The 19,024-nt window shown below is 66.5% G+C and carries 4 protein-coding genes; 3 read left to right on the forward strand and 1 reads right to left on the reverse strand.

Going from position 1 to position 19,024, the window contains the following annotated elements:
- Positions 1–61 precede the first annotated feature (61 nt).
- The 3 genes from AC5IJH_RS09555 to AC5IJH_RS09565 all read left to right on the forward strand — a co-directional run bounded on the left by AC5IJH_RS09555 (position 62) and on the right by AC5IJH_RS09565 (position 13,857).
- Complete coding sequence (locus AC5IJH_RS09555) at positions 62–8,572, forward strand: amino acid adenylation domain-containing protein (RefSeq protein ID WP_491902586.1); 8,511 nt, start codon at positions 62–64, stop codon at positions 8,570–8,572.
- 45 nt (positions 8,573–8,617) lie between these two features.
- Complete coding sequence (locus AC5IJH_RS09560) at positions 8,618–13,021, forward strand: condensation domain-containing protein (protein ID WP_491902587.1); 4,404 nt, start codon at positions 8,618–8,620, stop codon at positions 13,019–13,021.
- Between the two features lie 137 nt (positions 13,022–13,158).
- Positions 13,159–13,857, forward strand: coding sequence for a 4'-phosphopantetheinyl transferase family protein (locus AC5IJH_RS09565; protein WP_491902588.1), 699 nt, complete (start codon positions 13,159–13,161; stop codon positions 13,855–13,857).
- 79 nt (positions 13,858–13,936) lie between these two features.
- Here AC5IJH_RS09565 and AC5IJH_RS09570 read toward each other — a convergent pair whose 3' ends face one another.
- Positions 13,937–19,006, reverse strand: a complete 5,070-nt coding sequence (locus tag AC5IJH_RS09570) for an Ig-like domain repeat protein (RefSeq protein ID WP_491902589.1) — start codon at positions 19,004–19,006, stop codon at positions 13,937–13,939.
- Between the last annotated feature and the right edge of the window lie 18 nt (positions 19,007–19,024).

The raw sequence follows: 19,024 nt of genomic DNA on the forward strand, positions 1-19,024 counted from the left end.
ATCTCGGACGAGGGCCAGGGGGGATGCGTCCAGGCCCTCCTCGAGAACAGGAGCAGCAGCGATGGCGGTCCCACTGATCGAACGCGAGCGTGCCGTGCTGGCGATCTTTCGCCAGATGCTGGCTGCGCCCGCGCTCGGCCCGGAGGACAACTTCTTCGAGGCAGGCGGCACCTCCCTGCTCGCCGCCCGGCTGATGAGCCGGCTGCGGGCAGAGCACCTGCTCGACCTGCCCGTCTCCACCCTGTTTGCTGCGCCGACGGCCCGCTCGCTGACGCAGGCTCCTCACTCCCGCAGTCGGGCGGGAGGCTCTGAACTTGCTTCTCCGCACTCGGATGGAGGGTCGGAGGAGGCGGGTGTGGACGCCCGCAGAGCCTCACAAGGAACATCGCAAATCCCAGCCGCAGCAACGAGCGGCCCTGCTGCCCCGGCCGTCGCCATCATCGCCATGGCGGGCCGCTTCCCTGGCGCGAAGACGCCGGAGGCGCTGTGGGAGAACCTGCTCGCTGGCCGCGAGTCGGTGCGCCGTCTCGCGCCCGAGGAGCTCGAAGTGCCGCCCGAGATCTCGGCTCAGCCGGGCTATGTCGCCGTGCGATCGGTGCTCGAAGATGTCGACCAGTTCGACGCAGCCCTCTTTCACATCTATCCCCGCGAAGCCGAGCAGATGGACCCGCAGCAGCGCGTCTTTCTCGAAGTCTGCTGGGAGGCGCTCGAACGCGCCGGGCACGATCCGCGGCGCGCCTCGGCAACGATCGGGGTCTTTGCCGGCTCGGGGTTGAACACGTACCTGCTGCACAACCTGGCGCGGGACCGCGGCTTCCTTGAGCGCTTCACCGCCGACTACCAGGCCGGCTCTTACGTCACCATGATGGGCAACGACAAGGACTTTCTGCCCACACGCGTGAGCTGGAAGCTCGACCTCAAAGGCCCGAGCGTAACCGTGCAGACGGCCTGCTCGACGTCGCTGGTTGCGGTCTGCCAGGCCTGCCAGAGTCTGATGGCGGGGGGCTGCGACATGGCGCTCGCCGGGGGCGTCTCGATCACCTTCCCCCAGGGGCGCGGCTATCTGCCGGAAGAGGGTGGCATCGTCTCGGTCGATGGCGTCGTGCGGCCGTTCGATGCCGACGCGCAGGGCACCGTGTTTGGCGCCGGTGCGGGCGTGGTCGTGCTCAAACGGCTGGCCGATGCCGAGCGTGACGGCGATCGCATCCTGGGTGTGATCCGCGGCTTTGCCACGAACAACGATGGCGCCGGCAAGGGCGCCTACACCGCGCCCAGCCCGCAGGGGCAGGCGACGGTGATTGCGGCAGCACACGCCATGGCAAAGGTCGATCCCGCTACCATCACCCGCATCGAGGCGCACGGCACCGGCACGCCGCTGGGTGACCCGATCGAAATCGCCGGGCTGGCAGAGGCCTACCGCCGCAGCCTCGCGGGCCGGGAACACGGATCTCGCCCAGTCGTCCGGGTGAGCACGGTGAAAGGACATCTCGGTCATCTCGATGTCGCGAGCGGCATTACCGGGCTGATCAAGACCCTTCTCGAGATCGAGCACGGCAAACATCTGGGACTGGCCCACTTCCGCTCATTGAATCCTGAGATCGGCCGCGTGCTGGCCGACAGCTCCGTGGATTTCCGCTTCTCCGCCGACCATGAGCCGTGGACGCCTGCTCCGGGCGCACCGCGCCGGGCCGGTGTGAGTGCCTTTGGCGTGGGCGGGACCAATGCTCATGTAGTCATTGAGGAGTACTCGTCTAAGTCGCGCCAGCAGAACACACTCGGAGAGGCTCCAGGCCCGCAGCTACTGCTGCTCTCTGCGGGGACCCCGACGGCTCTGACGAGTGCCGGTCAGGCGCTCGCAGGATGGCTCGAGCAGCACCCGGACGTGCCGCTCGACGATGTGGCCTTCACGCTCGCCGACGGACGCACCCGCCTGCCCTGGCGCGCGGCCGTTGTGGCCCGTACCCCGGCGCTGGCTGCGGCGGCCCTCTCGAGCCCGCTGGCCAGGCCGGTCCAGGCGCTCAGCACCCCACGCGTTGTCTTTGTCTTTCCCGGCCAGGGCATCCAGCGGGTCGGGATGGGGCGCGAGCTCTACGAGGGGGAGCCAGTCTTTCGCGAAGAGCTCGACCGCTGTGACCGCATCCTGACGCCGCTTCTCGGGGAGAGCCTGCTCGAGGCGCTCTACCCGCAATCGGACGCAGACACAGGCGAACCCAACCCTGAGAGCCGTCTGAACCAGACCCGGCTGGCGCAGCCCGCCATTTTTGCGGTCTGCTATGCCCTGGCCCGGCTCTGGCAGTCTTACGGGGTCGAGCCTGCGATGGTTCTCGGCCACAGTATTGGGGAGTTCGCCGCCGCGACGCTCGCTGGCGCGCTCTCGCTCGAAGAGGCACTGGTACTGATCGCCGCGCGTGGTCGCCTGATGCAGGAGCAGCCGGACGGCGCCATGCTGGCCGTGCGGGCCAGCGAAGAGACGGTCCGCGCGCTGCTTCCGGGCGAGCTCGACCTGGCGGCGGCGAACGCGCCGCAGGCAGTCACCGTCTCCGGCCCCGCGGAGGCGATCGACGCCTTCGCCGCGACGCTTGCCGCGCAGAACATCGCCACCCGGCGGCTGGTCACCTCCCATGGCTTCCACAGCCGCGCGATGGAGCCGGTGATCGACCAGTTGCGCGCTGCGCTGCCCGATCTGACACTCTCCGCACCAGCGCTGCCCTGGGTTTCAAGCTTCACCGGCGAATCGCTGACGCCAGAAAACCTGGCGACATGGGACTGGCCGAGGCAGGTGCGTGAGCCGGTGCGATTCGCCGATGCGGTCCGCACTGCCCACCGCACACTGGCCGGCGACGCGATCTTCCTCGAGATCAGCCCGGTGCCGAACCTGCTCGGCGCCGTGCGCCAGACACTGGCCGGCTCGCTCGACGGAGCACGCATCCTGCCGAGCCTCGAAGCAGATGCGACCGCTGATGGCCTTCTGCCCTCACTCGCCCGGCTGGCGGCGCTCGGCATCGAACCAGAGTGGCAGCGCCTGCGCACGGCCTATCCGCACCACACCGACCGGCCGCAGCGCGTGCTATTGCCGACGTACCCGTTTGAACGCAAACGTTACTGGGTGGACGCGCCGCATGCCGTCGCCCCCTCATCCAACCCCACTGCGGCGGCGGCCAATCAGAGCCTCCCCGCGCCCAATCGATCTGCTGCGCACGATCTTCAAGGACTGACCATGGCTGCCCCTGCCTCGCACCTCGCATCCCCGGGCCCCGCCAACTCCGCTCCAGCCGCATCGCCCGATGCGGCTGTCACCGAACTCAAGTCTGTGGTCGCCGAATTGTCGGACCTGGACCTCACCGCGGTGCCCGCGTCCACCTCCTTTGTGGAGCTGGGGCTCGACTCACTGTTTCTCACGCAGCTCACCCAGGCGGTGCGCGCCCGCTACGGCGTGAAGCTGACCTTCCGCCAGATCATGGGCGAATACGGTACCTTTGCCGCGCTGGCTGACCACCTGCGGCCGCACATCCAGGTGGCGCCGCCTGCGCCGGCCGGGCCGCCTACCGTCGCCGCGGCCGCCACTGGCAACCCTGTAGCTGCCGCGCCGGCCGAAGGCTATGCCGCGCTGTTTGCGCAGCAGATGCAGGCGATGTCGGATCTGTTTCAGCGGCAGATGGCCGCGCTGGGCACGATGGCGCCCTCGCCGGCAGCGGCTGCGCCCGTTGCCGCTGTTCCAGCCACGTCCGCGACATCGGTACCCCCACCCGGGGCCGCCCCCTCGATGGCGACGCACGTCGATCTAGCGAAGCCGTTGCCCTCGGTTGCCGCGGCGCAGCCTTCCACGGCGCCTGAGCCGACGCTCGGCACCACCGTTCCGCTGAAGCCGCTCGAACTGCGGCAGGAGGCGGCGCTCACGCCGCGCCAGCAGCAGTACCTGCGCGAGCTGATCACGCGCTACAACACGCGCACCGCGCAATCGAAGCAGCATGTCGAGCAGTATCGTGGCGTGCTGGCCGATCCGCGCGTCGCGTCGGGCTTCCACCCGGAGTGGAAGGAGATGGTCTACCCGCTGGTGATCGAGCGCTCGCAGGGCGCGTACCTGTGGGACAAGGATGGCGCACGCTACATCGACATCCTGAACGGCTTCGGTTCGATCCTGTTCGGACACTCTCCGAAGTTCGTCACCGACGCGGTGCGCGATCAGCTCGAACTAGGCTTCCCGATCGGTCCGCAGACGGAGTTCGCGGGCGAGTGCGCGGCGCTGCTGGCAGCGATGACCGGCAACGAGCGGGTCTCGTTCTGCAACACCGGCTCCGAGGCAGTGATGGCCGCGATGCGGCTGGCCCGCACCGTGACCGGACGCAACCTGGTGGTCCTGTTCTCGGGCGCGTACCACGGACAGATCGACGAGGTGCTGGTCAAGTCGACGCGCGCGGAGCGCTCGATGCCGGCAGCCCCGGGCATCCCGCGGCAGAGCGTCGAGAACATGCTGGTACTCGAGTACGGATCGCCGGCTGCGCTCGACGTGATCCGCCGCCGTCAGGATGAGATCGCCGCCGTGCTGGTCGAGCCGGTGCAGAGCCGTCATCCGGCACTGCAGCCGGTGGAGTTCCTGCGCGAGCTGCGCGCCATCACCGAGCAGTCCGGCTCTGCGCTGATCTTTGACGAAGTCGTCACCGGCTTCCGCACACATCCCGGCGGCATGCAGCAGCTGTTCGGCATCCGCGCCGATCTCGCCACCTACGGCAAGGTGGTCGCCGGTGGCATGCCGGTCGGCGTGATCGCGGGCAGCCGCACCTACATGGACGCGCTCGACGGCGGCAGCTGGCAGTTCGGCGATCGCTCGCTGCCGACGGTCGGCGTTACGTTCTTCGCCGGCACCTTTGTCCGCCATCCGCTCACGATGGCGGCCGTCCGCGCCGTGCTGACACATCTGCAGGAGCAGGGGCCGTCCCTTCAGTCCTCGCTGAACGCGCGGACAGCGTCGCTGGTCGCCGACCTGGGCCAGATGTTCTCGGAGTTCGGCTTCCCCTCGCGCATCGAGAGCTTCTCGTCGTGGTTCTTCTTCCCATCGCCGGCCGAGTCACGGCTGGCGCGGTTGATCTACTATCACCTGCGCGAACAAGGCGTTCATCTGCAGGAGGGTTTCCCCTGCTTCCTCACGACGGCCCACACCGAGGCTGATCTGCAAGAGGTGCGGCGCGGCTTCCAGAGCGCGCTCGAAGCGATGCGCGAGGGTGAAGCGCTGCCCCGCCCCACGAGCGTCCCTGCTGCCGCCGTCGCAGCCGCGAGCGCAACGAGCAAACCAGCCGGATCAAACCTCAATTCGAAAGCTGATGCTGAAATCAGTGAGGCCCCCATCACTGCCCCGCAGCGCGAGATCCTGCTCGCCTCGCAGCTCGACACAACCGCGAGCACTGCATTCAATGAATCGGTCACGCTCGAGCTCGATGGCCCGCTTGATCGCACGAAGCTGCTTGATGCTTTCCGCACCCTGGTCGGGCGGCATGAGGCGCTGCGGCTGACCATCTCGCCCGATGGCGACCGTGTGCGCGTGACCCATGCGGCACCCGAGCTGCCGCTGGTCGAGGAGGACTGGTCCGCCCTGCCGGCTGACGAACAGGCCGCGCGCCGCCGTGCGCTGCTCGACCACGAAGCGACCACTCCGTTCGATCTGTTCGCGGGGCCGCTCTTCCGCCTGACTCTGCTCACGCTCGCGCCCAACCGGCATGCGCTGCTGCTGACGGCGCACCACATCGTGCTCGATGGCTGGTCGATAAACGTGCTCGCGACCGAGCTGGGCGCCCTCTACTCTGCCGCGGTGACGGGAACGACAGCGAAGCTTGCCCCCGCGCACTCATTGCTTGAACAGGCGCGCCATGAAGAGGCCGAACGCACGACGGACGACGCGCGCGATGTGGCTGCCTACTGGACATGCCAGTTCGCGAGTCTGCCTGAGCCGCTGGCGCTGCCGACCGACCGGCCGCGTCCCGCGCTGCGTTCGCATGCCGGCGCGACCTACCGCCATGTCTTCCCGGGAGCGCTGCTCGACAAGCTTCGCGCCAGCTCGCAGCAGTCCGGCCGCACGCTCTTTGTCACGCTGCTCTCTGGCTACGCAGCGCTGCTCGCGCGGCTCACCGGGCAGGACGATCTGGTCATCGGCATCCCCATGGCCGGGCAGCGTGAGATTGCAGGCAAGAGCTATGTCGGACACGCGGTGAACTTCCTGCCACTGCGCCTGCATCCTGAGACGGCGACTCCCTTCACCGCGCTGGCCGCAGAGGTTCAGAACGCGGTCTACGACGCGCTCGATCATCAGCGGTTCACCCTGTTCTCGCTCATCCAGCAGCTCAAGCTCGAACGCGATCCGTCGCGGCTGCCACTCGCCGAGGTGCAGTTCAACCTTGAGCAGGTGGGCAACGGGCTGTCCTTCGCCGGATTGACGGCGCGGCTGGATCCGAACCCGAAGGCCGCTGCTTCGGCGGATCTGTTCTTCAACTTCGTCGACCGCGGCACCGACCTGCTGCTCGACTGCGACTACAACACGACGATCTTCGACGAGGCGACGATTGCGCGCTGGGTGCGCTCGTTGGAGTTGCTGGTGGCCGACGCTGCTGCCGAACCGGAGCAAACGGTGGGCGAGTTGCGCGTCCTGTCCGACGAGGACCTCGAGCGGCAGCTCGTTACCTGGAACCAGACCACGACCAGCTATCCGCGTGACCGTTCGCTGGCCGACCTCTTCCGCGAGCAGGCTGTGCGGACGCCGGACGCGATTGCGCTGGTGGCTGAGAGCGGCAATGTCACATACCGCGAGCTCGACCGCCGCTCCGACGCGTTTGCCGGCTGGTTGGCCGGGGAGGCGGGCACCATCTCCGGGCTGCGCATTGCGCTCTCGATGGAGCGCTCGCCGGAGATGATCGTCGCCATTCTGGGCGTGCTCAAGACGGGGGGCATGTATGTACCGATCGACCCCGAGTACCCGGCCGCGCGGCTCTCGCTCTTGCTCGAAGACGCACAGCCTCACCTGCTGCTGACGCAGGAGCGGCTGCGCGATCGCTTTGCCGCGTTCCCCTGCCGGACGGTTGCAATAGAGTCGGTGCCGACCACGGTTCCATCCGGCAGCCGCACCCCGATCGCTGCCGCGGCCACCGCACCGGCGTACATGATCTACACCTCCGGGTCGACCGGAAAGCCGAAGGGCGTGGTGGTGCCGCAACGTGCGATTGCGCGGCTGGTGCTGAACACCGATTATGTCCACTTCGGCGCGGACGAGGTGATCCTGCAGCTTGCGCCGGTGACCTTCGACGCCTCGACGTTCGAGATCTGGGGCGCGCTGCTGCACGGGGGCCGCCTGGTCCTGATGCCCGGTACCCGGCCGGCTCCGGAGGAGATCGGGGCGGCCATACGCCAGCACGGCATCACGACCCTTTGGCTCACCGCGGCACTCTTTCACCTGATGGTGATGGACCACCTCGCTGATCTGAAGCCGCTGCGCCAGCTGCTTGCGGGCGGCGACGTTCTGTCGGTCGCGCATGTGCGCACGCTGCTTGAAGCCGCACCCGAGCTGCGGCTCGTGAACGGCTATGGACCGACCGAGAACACCACCTTTACCTGCTGCCACACCATCCGGCTGAGCGATCTCGATCGCGGGACGGTGCCGATCGGGCGGCCGATCGCGAACACCCGGGTCTACCTGCTCGACCGGGCGCAGCGGCCGGTACCGGTCGGCGTTCCCGGTGAGCTGTATGCAGCCGGCGATGGTCTGGCGCTGGGTTATCTGAACGCGCCGGAACTCACGGCAGAACGCTTCCTTGACCTCACGCTCGAGGCCGGCGGAACTGACCGGCGCGAGCGGGTCTACCGGACGGGCGACCTGGCGCGCTGGACGGCAGACGGCCTGATCGAATTCCTGGGCCGGAGGGACGCACAGGTCAAGATTCGCGGCTATCGAGTGGAGCTCGGCGAGATTGAGCACGTGGCCGAGCAGTTCCCGGAGGTTCGGGCCGCGATCGTCTACGCGCATCCGGATTGGACGACGGCGGGGGATGTCCCAGGTGACAGGCGGCTGGCGCTCTACGCCATTCCGCGGAACGGCATGGAGCCGGCGCGGCTGACAGCAGAGCTGCGCAGCTACCTGCGCTCCCAGTTGCCGGAGCACATGCAGCCCCAGGCCGTGCTGCTGGTGCCCGCGTTCCCACGGACGCCGAACGGCAAGGTCGACTATCGCGCGCTGCCCGCCCCGATGGCACCCGCCGCGGCGCCGGAACGGGCCATCGTCCCCCCGAGCACCCCGCTCGAGAGCCGGTTGGCGGAGATCTTCAGCCGTGTCCTGGGGGTCTCTCCCATTTCGGTCGAAGACAGCCTATTTGAGCTGGGCGGCGACTCACTTTCCATCTTCCGCATTACCACGCAAGCGACCCAGGCCGGCATCCCACTGACTGCGAAGCAGTTGTTCCGTTGCAGAAGTATCGCCGCGGTGGTTACGGAAATGGGGCGTGAGAGTGAGGAAGAGGCTTCCGCAAGAGCACCCGGCACGCATACGATTAGACCAATCGCCCGGGATCGTTTCCGCAAGGTACAAACGGTCTGACACTCACACCGGGAATTTTGGCTTTCTGTTGATCTCTGCCGGGGTATGACGCGCGCCTACCAATCCGCCTTCTCTGATCGGCAGCCGAACGAGCCGATGCGCCCAACTGCGGGCGCTGTTGCGCGTACAGAGGCGGGCAGCGCGTTCCCGGCGACGATGGCCATGGGCCGCGAAGCGGTTGCGGACGCAACCTCTGAAACGACGGCGTCAATCGCCTCTGCAAACGGCGTCCACGCTCATGCCGAGGCCCACGCCGGGAATGGTCACGCGCACACCAGTCATGCTTGCGATCCTGAGACGGGCGGCACTGCCGAAGAGACCTTCGTGGTGCCGGCCAGTCTTGAACAGACGCGCTACTGGACACTTGCGCAGATCGACCCCGATTCGACGGCGTCAAACATGGCGATCTCCTGTGAGTTGGAGGGAGCAGTGGATGCGCGCGTGCTCGAGCAGGCCGTGGCTGCGCTGACGCTGCGGCACGAAGCGCTGCGGACGCTGTTTCGAGTGGTCGATGGCCAACTGTCGCAGATCATCCTGACGCGGCCGGTCTTTGAGTTCAAGGAGCAGGACCTGCGCGGGCCCGATGGGGCCGATGCGCAGGAGGCGCAGATTGCGGCGGCGCTCTCGGCACATAGCCATTTGCGGATCGATCTCGAACAGGGGCCGGTGCTGCGCGCCCGTTTGCTGCGGCTCAGCGCCGAGCGGTATCAGCTCGCGCTGACGATGAATCACATCGTGTGTGACGGCTGGTCGAATGGCCTGCTGCTGCGCGACGTGCTGCACCTCTACGGCGCGCTGCTCCGCGGCGCTGGCCCACTCGAGGCGGTTGTCTCTGGCGCAGCCAGCGATCTGCCGGAGCTTCCCTTCCAGTTCGCCGATTTCACGGTGTGGCAGAACGAATATCTGGGCAGCCCGCAGGCCGCGACCGCGCTGCGATTCTGGATGGAGCATATCCCGGGGGATCTGCCGCCGATCGCCATGCCGGCGGACCGGCCGCGTCAGGCGGGCCGCAGCTTTCCGGGCACGATCGCCTCGACCCTGCTGCCGGCCGACGTCAACAAAGCGCTGATCGCCTACTGCCGGCAGAGCGGTTCGACCAAGCACATCGTGCTGCTGTCGATCTTTGAAGCCCTGTGTGCACGAGAGAGCGGACAGGATCGCTTCCTGCTGGGATCGACGATTGCGAACCGCACGCAGCCGGGCATGGAAGACGTGGTCGGACGGTTCGCCAATCCGCAGATCATCGTCGCGGACGTCACGGGAGACCCGACGTTCCGTTCGCTCGAGCAGCGCGTGCGTGAGTGGGAGAGCTCGGCGTACACGCACCAGGACCTGCCCTTCTCGCGCATCATCGAAGAGCTGCAGTCGCGTGAGCGAGTCCCGACCTCGCAGTTCCTCTCCGTGTGGTTTGTGTACCAGCGCGCCTTCATGCAGCCACAGCAGATGGATGGCCTGCGCCTGACGCCGCGGCGATCGGTTTCCGGTGGCGTGGACTTCGACATGCTCGTCTCGGTCGTCGAGCGGGAGGAAGGCCCACGGCTGCAGATCGAGTACAACAGCGACCTGTTTGCCGCTGAGCGCATTGCTGGATTACTCGACCGATTCGAGCATCTGCTCACCGAGGCGCTGGCGCATCCGGATGTGCCGCTGTCGGAGTTGTCGGTTCCTGACATGTTGGTTGCGGACTTGTCTGTCTCAGGCGCCTCCTCTGCCGCGCAACCCTCCGTTGCGGCTGCTCAGCCCGCTACTGAAACGATCACGGTGATGAATGTGCCGGTGGCCTCCTCCGCGGCCGAACCCATTGTGCGTTCAGCGCGGCCCGTGGCTGTGCTGGCGAGGGCCGAGCAGGAGGGCGATCTGCTGGACCGCATCGCCGCTCATGTGGCTGCCCGTCCCGGGGAGGTCGCGGTCGCTACAGCGACCGATCAGATCACCTGGCAGCAGCTGGAGCAGCGCAGCCGCTCGCTTGCTGCGCATATTGCTGGCACGGCGAATGGGCGCACTGCGGCCCGATGCGCCTACCTCGTGCTCGCTCCGGACGTGCATGCGGTTGTCGCGCTGCTGGCCCTGCTCCGGCTGGGCGATCGCGGTCCCCGGCTGTTGCCGCTGCCGGCGCATGTCACAGCGGGCGAACTGGCCGACCTGGTCACCCCGGACACACTGACGCTGGGGCCGGCAAAGCGGCTGGGCGGGGTGCCGGCAGCACAGGCGATCGCGTTTGAGAGCTTCGACACGCTCGCGTCCGGGTCACGGAATGAGGCCACTGCCGACGGCAAGTTGGGCACGCTGCCACAGGCCTGGTCCATGCCTCGCGTGCTGCATGGCCGCGCCCAGAACGAGCCCTCCTCGACCGTTTCGATCAATCTCGGGGAGACCTGCCGCTCGGTCGCGATGCTGCGCCGCGAGCTGCCGATCACGGCAGAGGACGCGCTGCTGGCGATTGCGCCCGCCTCGCCGTCGGATGCATTGCTGGACCTGCTGCTTGCGCTCTCGACCGGCGCTTCGCTGACGTGGCTGAGCTTTCGCCCTGACGTTGCGCTGCAGTCGCTGCTCAATGAACGGCAGCCGACCTTTGCCATTGCCGAGCCAGGCCAGTGGCGGAGCTGGGCAGCCGCTGGCTGGAAGGGCGACCGCCGGCTGCATGCGCTGGCGCGCGGACGCCATGCCGCCTACCCGGGATGGCTGCCCACCGCAGCAGGCCGGCCGCTCCCCGTGCGCTCGGCTCACGCGCTGCTCTCGACGGTGGAGGGCTACCTGGCCGCGGCGCCGGTCGTGTCCGGCGACGACACTCTCAACTTCACGCCACTGGGCGATCTGCCGGTGCGGATCGCGAACCGTGGCGCCACGTCCGGCGTGTTGCTGGCGCATGGCGACGACACAGGCTACCTGGCCGAGTCCACGACCGAGGGAACTTTCCGCGTGATCGGCGAGAGCCGCTCGCTGGTGACACTGGCAGGTCGTCGTGTGCGGCTCAGCGACTACGAACGTGTCCTGCTGGCGATGCCCGCGGTGATCGATGCCGCAGTGCGGCTGGAGCGGCCACGCGGTGAGGCGGAATTTGTCACAGTGTGGGTGACAGGAGGACCGGGGCTCGACCCAGCTCGTCTGCAAGCAGCGGTTGCAGAACGAATGGCTGGCGAACCGCGCCCTGGAGCCGTCTACCGTACGCAGGCGCTGCCGCTTTATCTGGACGGCTCGGTGAATTTTGAACGGCTCTACCAGCCTGTCCCGGCCACGGTGAGCGACGACCTCGATGCCGCAGCCGCCCCCGAGGATCAGCCCTCGTCGGAACAGACCGACGCGCTATCGCCGACTGACGATGTCTCGCGCGAACTCGCGCGGATATGGAAGGAAGTGCTGCACGTGGACACGGTGCAGCCGCACGACTCCTTCTTCCAGTCCGGCGGCAACTCATTGCTGCTGGTACGGCTGTTCGCGCGCATCAACAAGAGCTTCGGCACGCGGCTGCCGATCACCACGATCTTCGAGGCAGATACGCCGGCCAAGCTGGCCGTGCAGTTGCGCCGGCAGACGGAAGTCCGCTCCATGGTTCCGGTGCAGCCGCAGGGGCAACTGCCGCCGGTGTTCATGATTCATTCGTACCTGCTCTACCAGGCGTTGTCGCGGGCGCTCGGCCACAATCAGCCCTTCTACGGTCTGCGCGAGCTCGAACAGGACAATGGCCTGGACATGCGTGAGCGGGTGGCAAACTACGCGCGTGAGATCCGCGCCATTCAGCCGCACGGACCCTACTCCGTGATGGGCTGGTGCGCCGCAGGACCTCTGACGGTCGAGCTGGCGCGTCACCTGATCGCCGCCGGCGAACCGGTGGCCTCGGTGATCCTGTTCGACTCGTGGCTGCCGGGCTACCTGCGCAGCGTGGAGACGGGGCAGAGTGATGATTCGCTTCGCCGCCGCTGGCAGACCCTGACGGGCAAAGTACACCATCACCAGGACAAGATGCGCGGCCTCACGCTACCGCAACGGTTGCGTTATTTCCGGAGCACTGCAGCGCACGGTGTGCTGGTGCGTCGCGACCGCTTCTTTATCCGGCACTGGGGCATGATGAATATGCTCGCCACCCGGTTCCGGCTACCGCTGCCGCAGTTCATGTACAACACCAGCCTGACCACATTTGCGGCAATGAATGCGTATCAGCCGCAGCCTGTGCCAGTGCGCCTGACACTCATTCGCGCCTCGGACACACGGGATGTTCCCGGGGCAAGTGCGGCGTGCGGCTGGGAGAAGGTGGCGATGCATGGGGTAGATGTGCTGTGGGCGCCCGGCGATCACGAGACGATGTTCCTCGGCGAGCATCTCGAGGTGACGACCGAGATGGTGCGTCGTTGTCTCGAGCATGCGCAGAGCAGCCACGCGGCAGGCCCGACGGCGCGCACCGCCTCGCCAGCGCAGGCAGACCAGCGGCTGGCGCATGTCGGCACAGTCTGACGCACGCGAACGCCTCGCCCGTGTCCGCCCCTCCTGAACCCGCGAATCCTGATTCCCTCACACCTGAGCCCGCGTGCAGTGATCGAAGCTGGCGCTCTCTTCCCGCAGCTCCGGCGCTGGCGCCCAGTTTCATTCACGTGTGGCGGCTGCTGCGCGCTCATCACCCGTCGCCCGTGCAGGCGGCGACCCTCCTCACTGACGAGGAACGTGCCCGCGCCGCGCGGTTCGTCTTTGCCAAGGACCGCGTGCCATGGATGGCAGCGCGAGCCGTGCTGCGGCTGCTCATGGCGCACTACACAGGACTGACGCCGCAGGAGCTTTCACTCGCCGTCGAGGCACAAGGCAAGCCTTTCCTGCCCGGGAGCGAGTTGCGTTTCAATCTTTCCCATACGGATGGCATCGCGCTGTTTGCCTTCGCTCACAACGTGGCGCTGGGCGTTGATGTGGAGCGGGTGAGCGCAGCCAGCCGCGTGCCCCTCGCCGAGCTGGCCGAGGTGGCGCGGCAGAACTTCTCTCCCGGCGAACAGCGTGCGCTCGCGCAACTTGCGCCGGGCGACCAGCTCGCGGGCTTTTACCGCTGCTGGACGCGCAAGGAAGCACTGCTGAAGGCGGAAGGCAGCGGGCTGCTGCGGGCACTCGACAGCTTTGCTGTGTCGCTTGCGCCGGGCGCGCCGGCTCGCGTTCTGGCCGGCGCGCCCGGATGGTCGCTCGCGCATCTGGATGCGGAATGTGAGGCTGGGCAGGTGACGGCGGTGGGCGCCATGGCGTGGGCCGAGCAGCCGGTCACTCCCGCGATCGATCTGCTCGAATGGATACCGTCACTGTTCCGTATCTAACGGCGACACTATTTCGTTCTACGAAAGCAGAAGGGGCGCGGGATACTCTCCGCGCCCCTTCTGCTCTGGATCGCTCGGGTTAGAACGATCCTGTCTTTTGCTGCACGACCACGCTGAAGCTCGCGGTCTGTACAGCGCTGCCATTCACGCTCGCGGTGACCGTTGCCTTATACGTCTGCGCTGTGGTGTTGTAAGTGACGCCGCAGCCGGTCATCGCGACGGCGCCGCCGCCCATCAGCAGGAGCAGGCAGACGGTGCGCATGGTGCCCCACTGCTTACGGCGGCGGGCGGCCGCCGTGGCCAGCATCCCGATCAGGTTCCAGGGCAACATCGCGCCGTACGCGATCCCGGAGAGTGCGCTGCTGTCACTGTTGCGCGCCGTTGTGGATACCGTGCTGAGCGACATCGTGGTGCTGGCTGGATGGCCGGAGACAGCCAGCGCGGCAGTCGTGAAGCTGCATGCCACATTAGCCGGCAGCCCCTGGCAGGACAGGTTGACGGTCTGCTGAAAGCCGCCCTGAGGAGTGACCTGCACGGTCACAGCCGAGGTTTGCGAGGCATTGAGGTGAATGGACTGCGTGCTGAGCGAGAGCGCGATCGAGCCGCTACCCGCGCCCGGCCCAGGTGCGGGTACGGGCTGTGTGTTGGACGAGGCTGTGACGGTGAGAAGCACAGGCGCGGAAGTCGAGCTTGCACTGGTCACGCCATCACCGACGAAGTTCGCTTGCAGCGTGTAGCTGCCGGTCGTCTGAATGGTGAGCGGGAGGGTCGCCTGGCCGTTCGCGACGGAGACCGGCGCGAGCGAGACCGGTAGGCCCGCGATCATCACCGACCCGGAGGGCTGCGTGATCCCGTCCGCCGCAGTCACTTGTACGGTCAGTGTGAGCGGGATCCCGGCGCCGACGCTGCTGTTGCTGAGCGTCAGGGCAGTTGCCGTAGACACGGGTGTGATTCCGGGCGCGGGTGCTGTTACATCCCAGGTGACGTTCGCGGAAGAGGATGCGTTGTCTGTCGCCGAGCCGCTATATTGTGCTTTCAGCAGATACGATCCGGCATTCGGAGCGGTAACCGGCAACGTGGCAGCGCCGTTGACCAGAGGAGCGCTGCCTGTCTCGATGGAGCCGACAAAGAAGTGCACCACGCCGTCAGGGATGGTAACTCCGGTTGCGGGTGAGACGGTCGCGACGAAAGATGCGATCTGGCCGCTGACCGCATTGGCCGGGGCGCGGAGCGTGGTCACGGTGTTAAGTGTCGAGGGAGCGGACGCGACCACCGCAAAGCTCTCCTGCGCAGAGGCCGAGGCGCTATCACTGGATGTTCCAGCGTAGCGAGCGCTGACCTGATAGCTGCCCGCGCCTGCCGGGGAGTTGGTGACCAGGGTAGCGACGCCGTTGCCTAAGGGAGCCGTGCCGAGCGCCGTGCTGCCGAGATAGAACGTGACGGTTCCGGATGGTGCGGGACCGGAGGCCGCTGCGACATCCGCCGTCAGGGTCAGGGGTGAGCTGGCCGCAACCTGTGTTGCATTCAGCCCCAGGCTGGTTGTGGTTGCGGACGCACCGACCGTCACCTTCACCACCGATGACACCGAAGAGGCGTAGCTGGCGTCACCGGGATAGCTGACAGTAATGGGATTGGCACCCAAAGGGAGCGAGCTGGTAGTCAAGACCGCCCTGCCGTTCACCAATGTCGTTGTCCCGATGATCGTGTTACTTGACAAAAAATTGACCTGTCCGCTCGGCGTGGCGTTTGCCGAATTGACGACTGCCGATAGCGTCACCAGCTGACCAATCGTCACCTGAGCCGGGGTCGCCATGACCTGGCTCGTGGTGGCGGCACCAGCAGCGGCGGTCAGCGTGACGGTGAGGTTCTGCGACGTCGAGGCAGCGTACGTGCTGCTGCCGCTATAGCGTGCGTTGAGCGTGTGGGTGCCGGTCTTCAGCGAATTCAGCGCGAGCGTTGCGGTGCCATTCACAACCGGCGCCGAGCCGAGCACGGAATTATTACCCTGCACGAAGTTGACGGTGCCTCCGGGAGCGCCGGTGGCCGAGCTGACGAGCGCGGTGAAGGTGACGGTCTGGCCGACTGTGGTTTGCACCGGGGTGGCATTGAGCTGGGTCGCCGTGCTGGCCAAAGCGCTGCCCGCAACAGTGACGACCGTACCCTGCGAGGTCGATGCGCTGAACGTACTGGTACCGGCGAACTGGGCAGTCAGCGTATGCGGTCCGGTCGTGAGCGAGCTGACGGCGAGTGCAGCCTTGCCGTTGACCAGCGTCGCTGTGCCAAGCACCTGGGTCCCGCCCTGCACAAAGCTCACCGTGCCGCTTGGCGTGCCGCTGCCAGCACTCACCGTGGCGGAGAGTGTCACGGTCTGCCCCACGGTGGTTTGTGTTGGCGTCGCGTTCAGTTGTGTCGTGGTGGAGGCAACGACGGGCGCAGGAGCAGCGACGGTGACAGTCACGGGCTGCGATGTCGATGCCTGGAACGAGCTGTTGCCCGCATAGGCAAGCGTGATGGAATGCGTACCGGCGCTGAGCGTGGTCGTGCTCACGGTCGCCGCACCGTTCACCAGAGTGGCAGTGCCCAACGAACCGGCGCCGTCAGTCCAGGTGACGGTTCCGTCCGGTGTGCCACTCGCGGCGGTGACCGAGGCGTTCAAGGTGACGTTCTGGCCCGACGTGATCTGGTTCGGCGTTGCGGTGAGCAGCGACGTGGTCGACTGCGCGGAGGGCGTGATGTTGCCGTTGACCGCCCAGGTGAAGACAGTCATCGAGAACGGCGGAAGCGACGTGGCCACAGTCGGGTCGAAGTTGCTGACCTGGCTCGTGGTCGGCGCAACGACGTTCTGCTGCTCGTTGGTGTCCGTCAGGTTGGTCGAGGTCAGGCGCGCAATCTGTACGGCACCCTTCGGAGCGTTGACGCCCGAGAAGGTCACGGGCAATGCGCTGGTGCGGTGCAGGTTGAAGACGACGGCGCTATGGTTGGTGCCGTCCGAGAACGCAAAGGACTGCAGGTAGTGCGCGTTCGGCGTGGCGACACCCGTGTTCGGGTTCGTGGCCTGATTCCAGGTCGGATTCGTGCCGGTATGAATGGTTTCAAGCAGGTCGCCGGTGATGGCGCTGTTGGCCAGCATCTCGGCAAGGAACTGTGGCCGGCACAGATTGCTCTGGCCGCCCATGTCCACGACCGAACCCCACAGCGGCGTGCTTCCGCCACCACCGTTGGTGTTCGTGTAGCCGTTCGCGTATTCGGGCAGCGCGAACAGGTTCTGCTGGGTGATGCCGTTGTCGCGCATCATGAGCAGCATGTGTTCGACCGTCGCCAGGCCCGCGCCCACAGATGGAATGACGGCGTTGACCGTACCCTGCGCAGCTGTGCCGTCGACCGTCCCCAGGTTGACCTCATAGACGGCGAGCTTGACCGGGTGAGGCGCACCAGCGGCAAACTGCATGTCCTGATTCATGTACCCGTTCGGCAGGCTGTCGATCGCCTCCGGCTCGGCGAACATCGGTCCGTAGATGGCCTCGTTCGAGCCCCAGGAGGCGAGGTGGTTGAACAGGTAGGGCGCGACATCGATCGTGTCCGCAGTGGAGACACCGGTCGCCAGTTCCTGCCGGTTGTAGTCCGACCAGGCAGCGAACCCGTTCATGACTAGATCGAACTTGGAGGCGTTGAATTCCGGCGCCGAGCGAGCCGCGCTGAACACGTCCTGCACACGATCAGGGTAGGCGACGGGGTCCTGAAACGTCGCACCGTCAAAAGAGCCGCCGTTCCATGTCTCGTTGCCGAGCTCAACGTGAATGGTGTTGAAAACGGAGGTCCAGGGGGCCGACTGCCCGAGCGATGCGCGGATGGCTCCGTACTTGGTCGTGCTGCTGCCGTTCAGAAACTGGATGAGCTGCTGCATCTCCTGCGGCGATGTGGCGGCAGGAGCGGTGTACCAGGGATCGGCGCCGATGGCCCGGCATAGCTCGAGGAACTCTTCGAGCCCGATCGGCACGTCATCCCTCTGCGTCTGGTTCGGGCTGTAGGACGCGCGCTGGCGTGCGAACGGCACCGCAATCATGTTGTCGTTGGTGCTGCCGAAGTCGGTGCCGTTATCCATGTAGCGGAGCGTGCCAGGCTTGAGCTGGCGCAGACGCTCGACGACTGCATTGCGGAAGGCGGTCGGGTTGTCGGCAGCAGCCTCTTCGATCAGCGTCGCGTCGTCCAGCAGCACGTTGCCGCCGCTGACGTTGAAGCTCAACTGCGCTGTACCGATGTAGCTGCCATCTTCATTCGCGGTGAAGGTGTAGCTGTAGTCCTTCCACTGGTTGGTGAGCGACACGTTCTGGTTCAGATACGTCATGTTGCCGTGACTCGTCCCCGGACGCGAGACAGAGACGTTCAGGACGTTGGAGCCGCCCAGTGCCTTGGCGCGAAAGTTTACGGTATACGTGCCGTTCATCTGAACGAATGAGCGGCCGGTCATGCTGTCGAAATAGGATGTCACGCCGCCGGATTGGCCAGCGCTGCCTGCGTTGATCTGCAAAGCCTGCTTGCCGGGTGAGTTCGGCGACATATCCGTGGTGTTGGCGGTGAGGGTCGCGCCGCCGGATGTGCTCGGCCACCAGCCGACCTCCGGATGACCGGGAATATATGCCTGCAGGATGAAGAAGTCGCCAGCGGTCGGAGCGTGGGCAAGTCCGCTCATGTGCACGAGAAAGCCGAGGCCCGCGCCGTTGTTGGCGGGGTCGAGACCGCTGACAGTGCCGCTGAGACCCTTCGATGGACCAGTGACGAACTGCACCGAGCCGCCAACCAGGAAATCCTTCGGCCAGGACGACCAGGGGTCATCTCCGTAGCATCCGTCCCCGGAGACCGTCTTGCAGCGCAGCACGGAGCGCCAGATCTCTCCCTCGAAGCCTGGATTGCGGAAGGTGAGGTTGCGCAGCATCTGACCAGAGTCGTAGAAGGACTGACCGCTAAGGTTGATGCCGAGACGCTGGGCGTGCGGTGTTTTGACCGTTGTTCCGATGTTGATGTCTGTCGGCCCGCTCTGCGCCGATGCGACATGCATACTCCCGCTGAGCCCGGCGAAGAACAACAGGGCCAGCACCGCCATGTAAAGAGGTGAGGAGGAATTGATCTGGCGGACGAGAGAAGCCGTCACAGACGGCAAAGTTTTTTT

This window comes from Candidatus Dedyshia acidiphila, assembly GCF_051025295.1.
In the GTDB taxonomy this organism is placed as follows: Bacteria; Acidobacteriota; Terriglobia; order Terriglobales; family Acidobacteriaceae; genus KBS-83.

Coding starts and splice junctions, on each gene's coding strand:
- AC5IJH_RS09555 (WP_491902586.1), top strand. CDS start 62: ATGGCGGTCCCACTGATCGAACGCGAGCGTGCCGTGCTGGCGATCTTT.
- AC5IJH_RS09560 (WP_491902587.1), top strand. CDS start 8,618: ATGACGCGCGCCTACCAATCCGCCTTCTCTGATCGGCAGCCGAACGAG.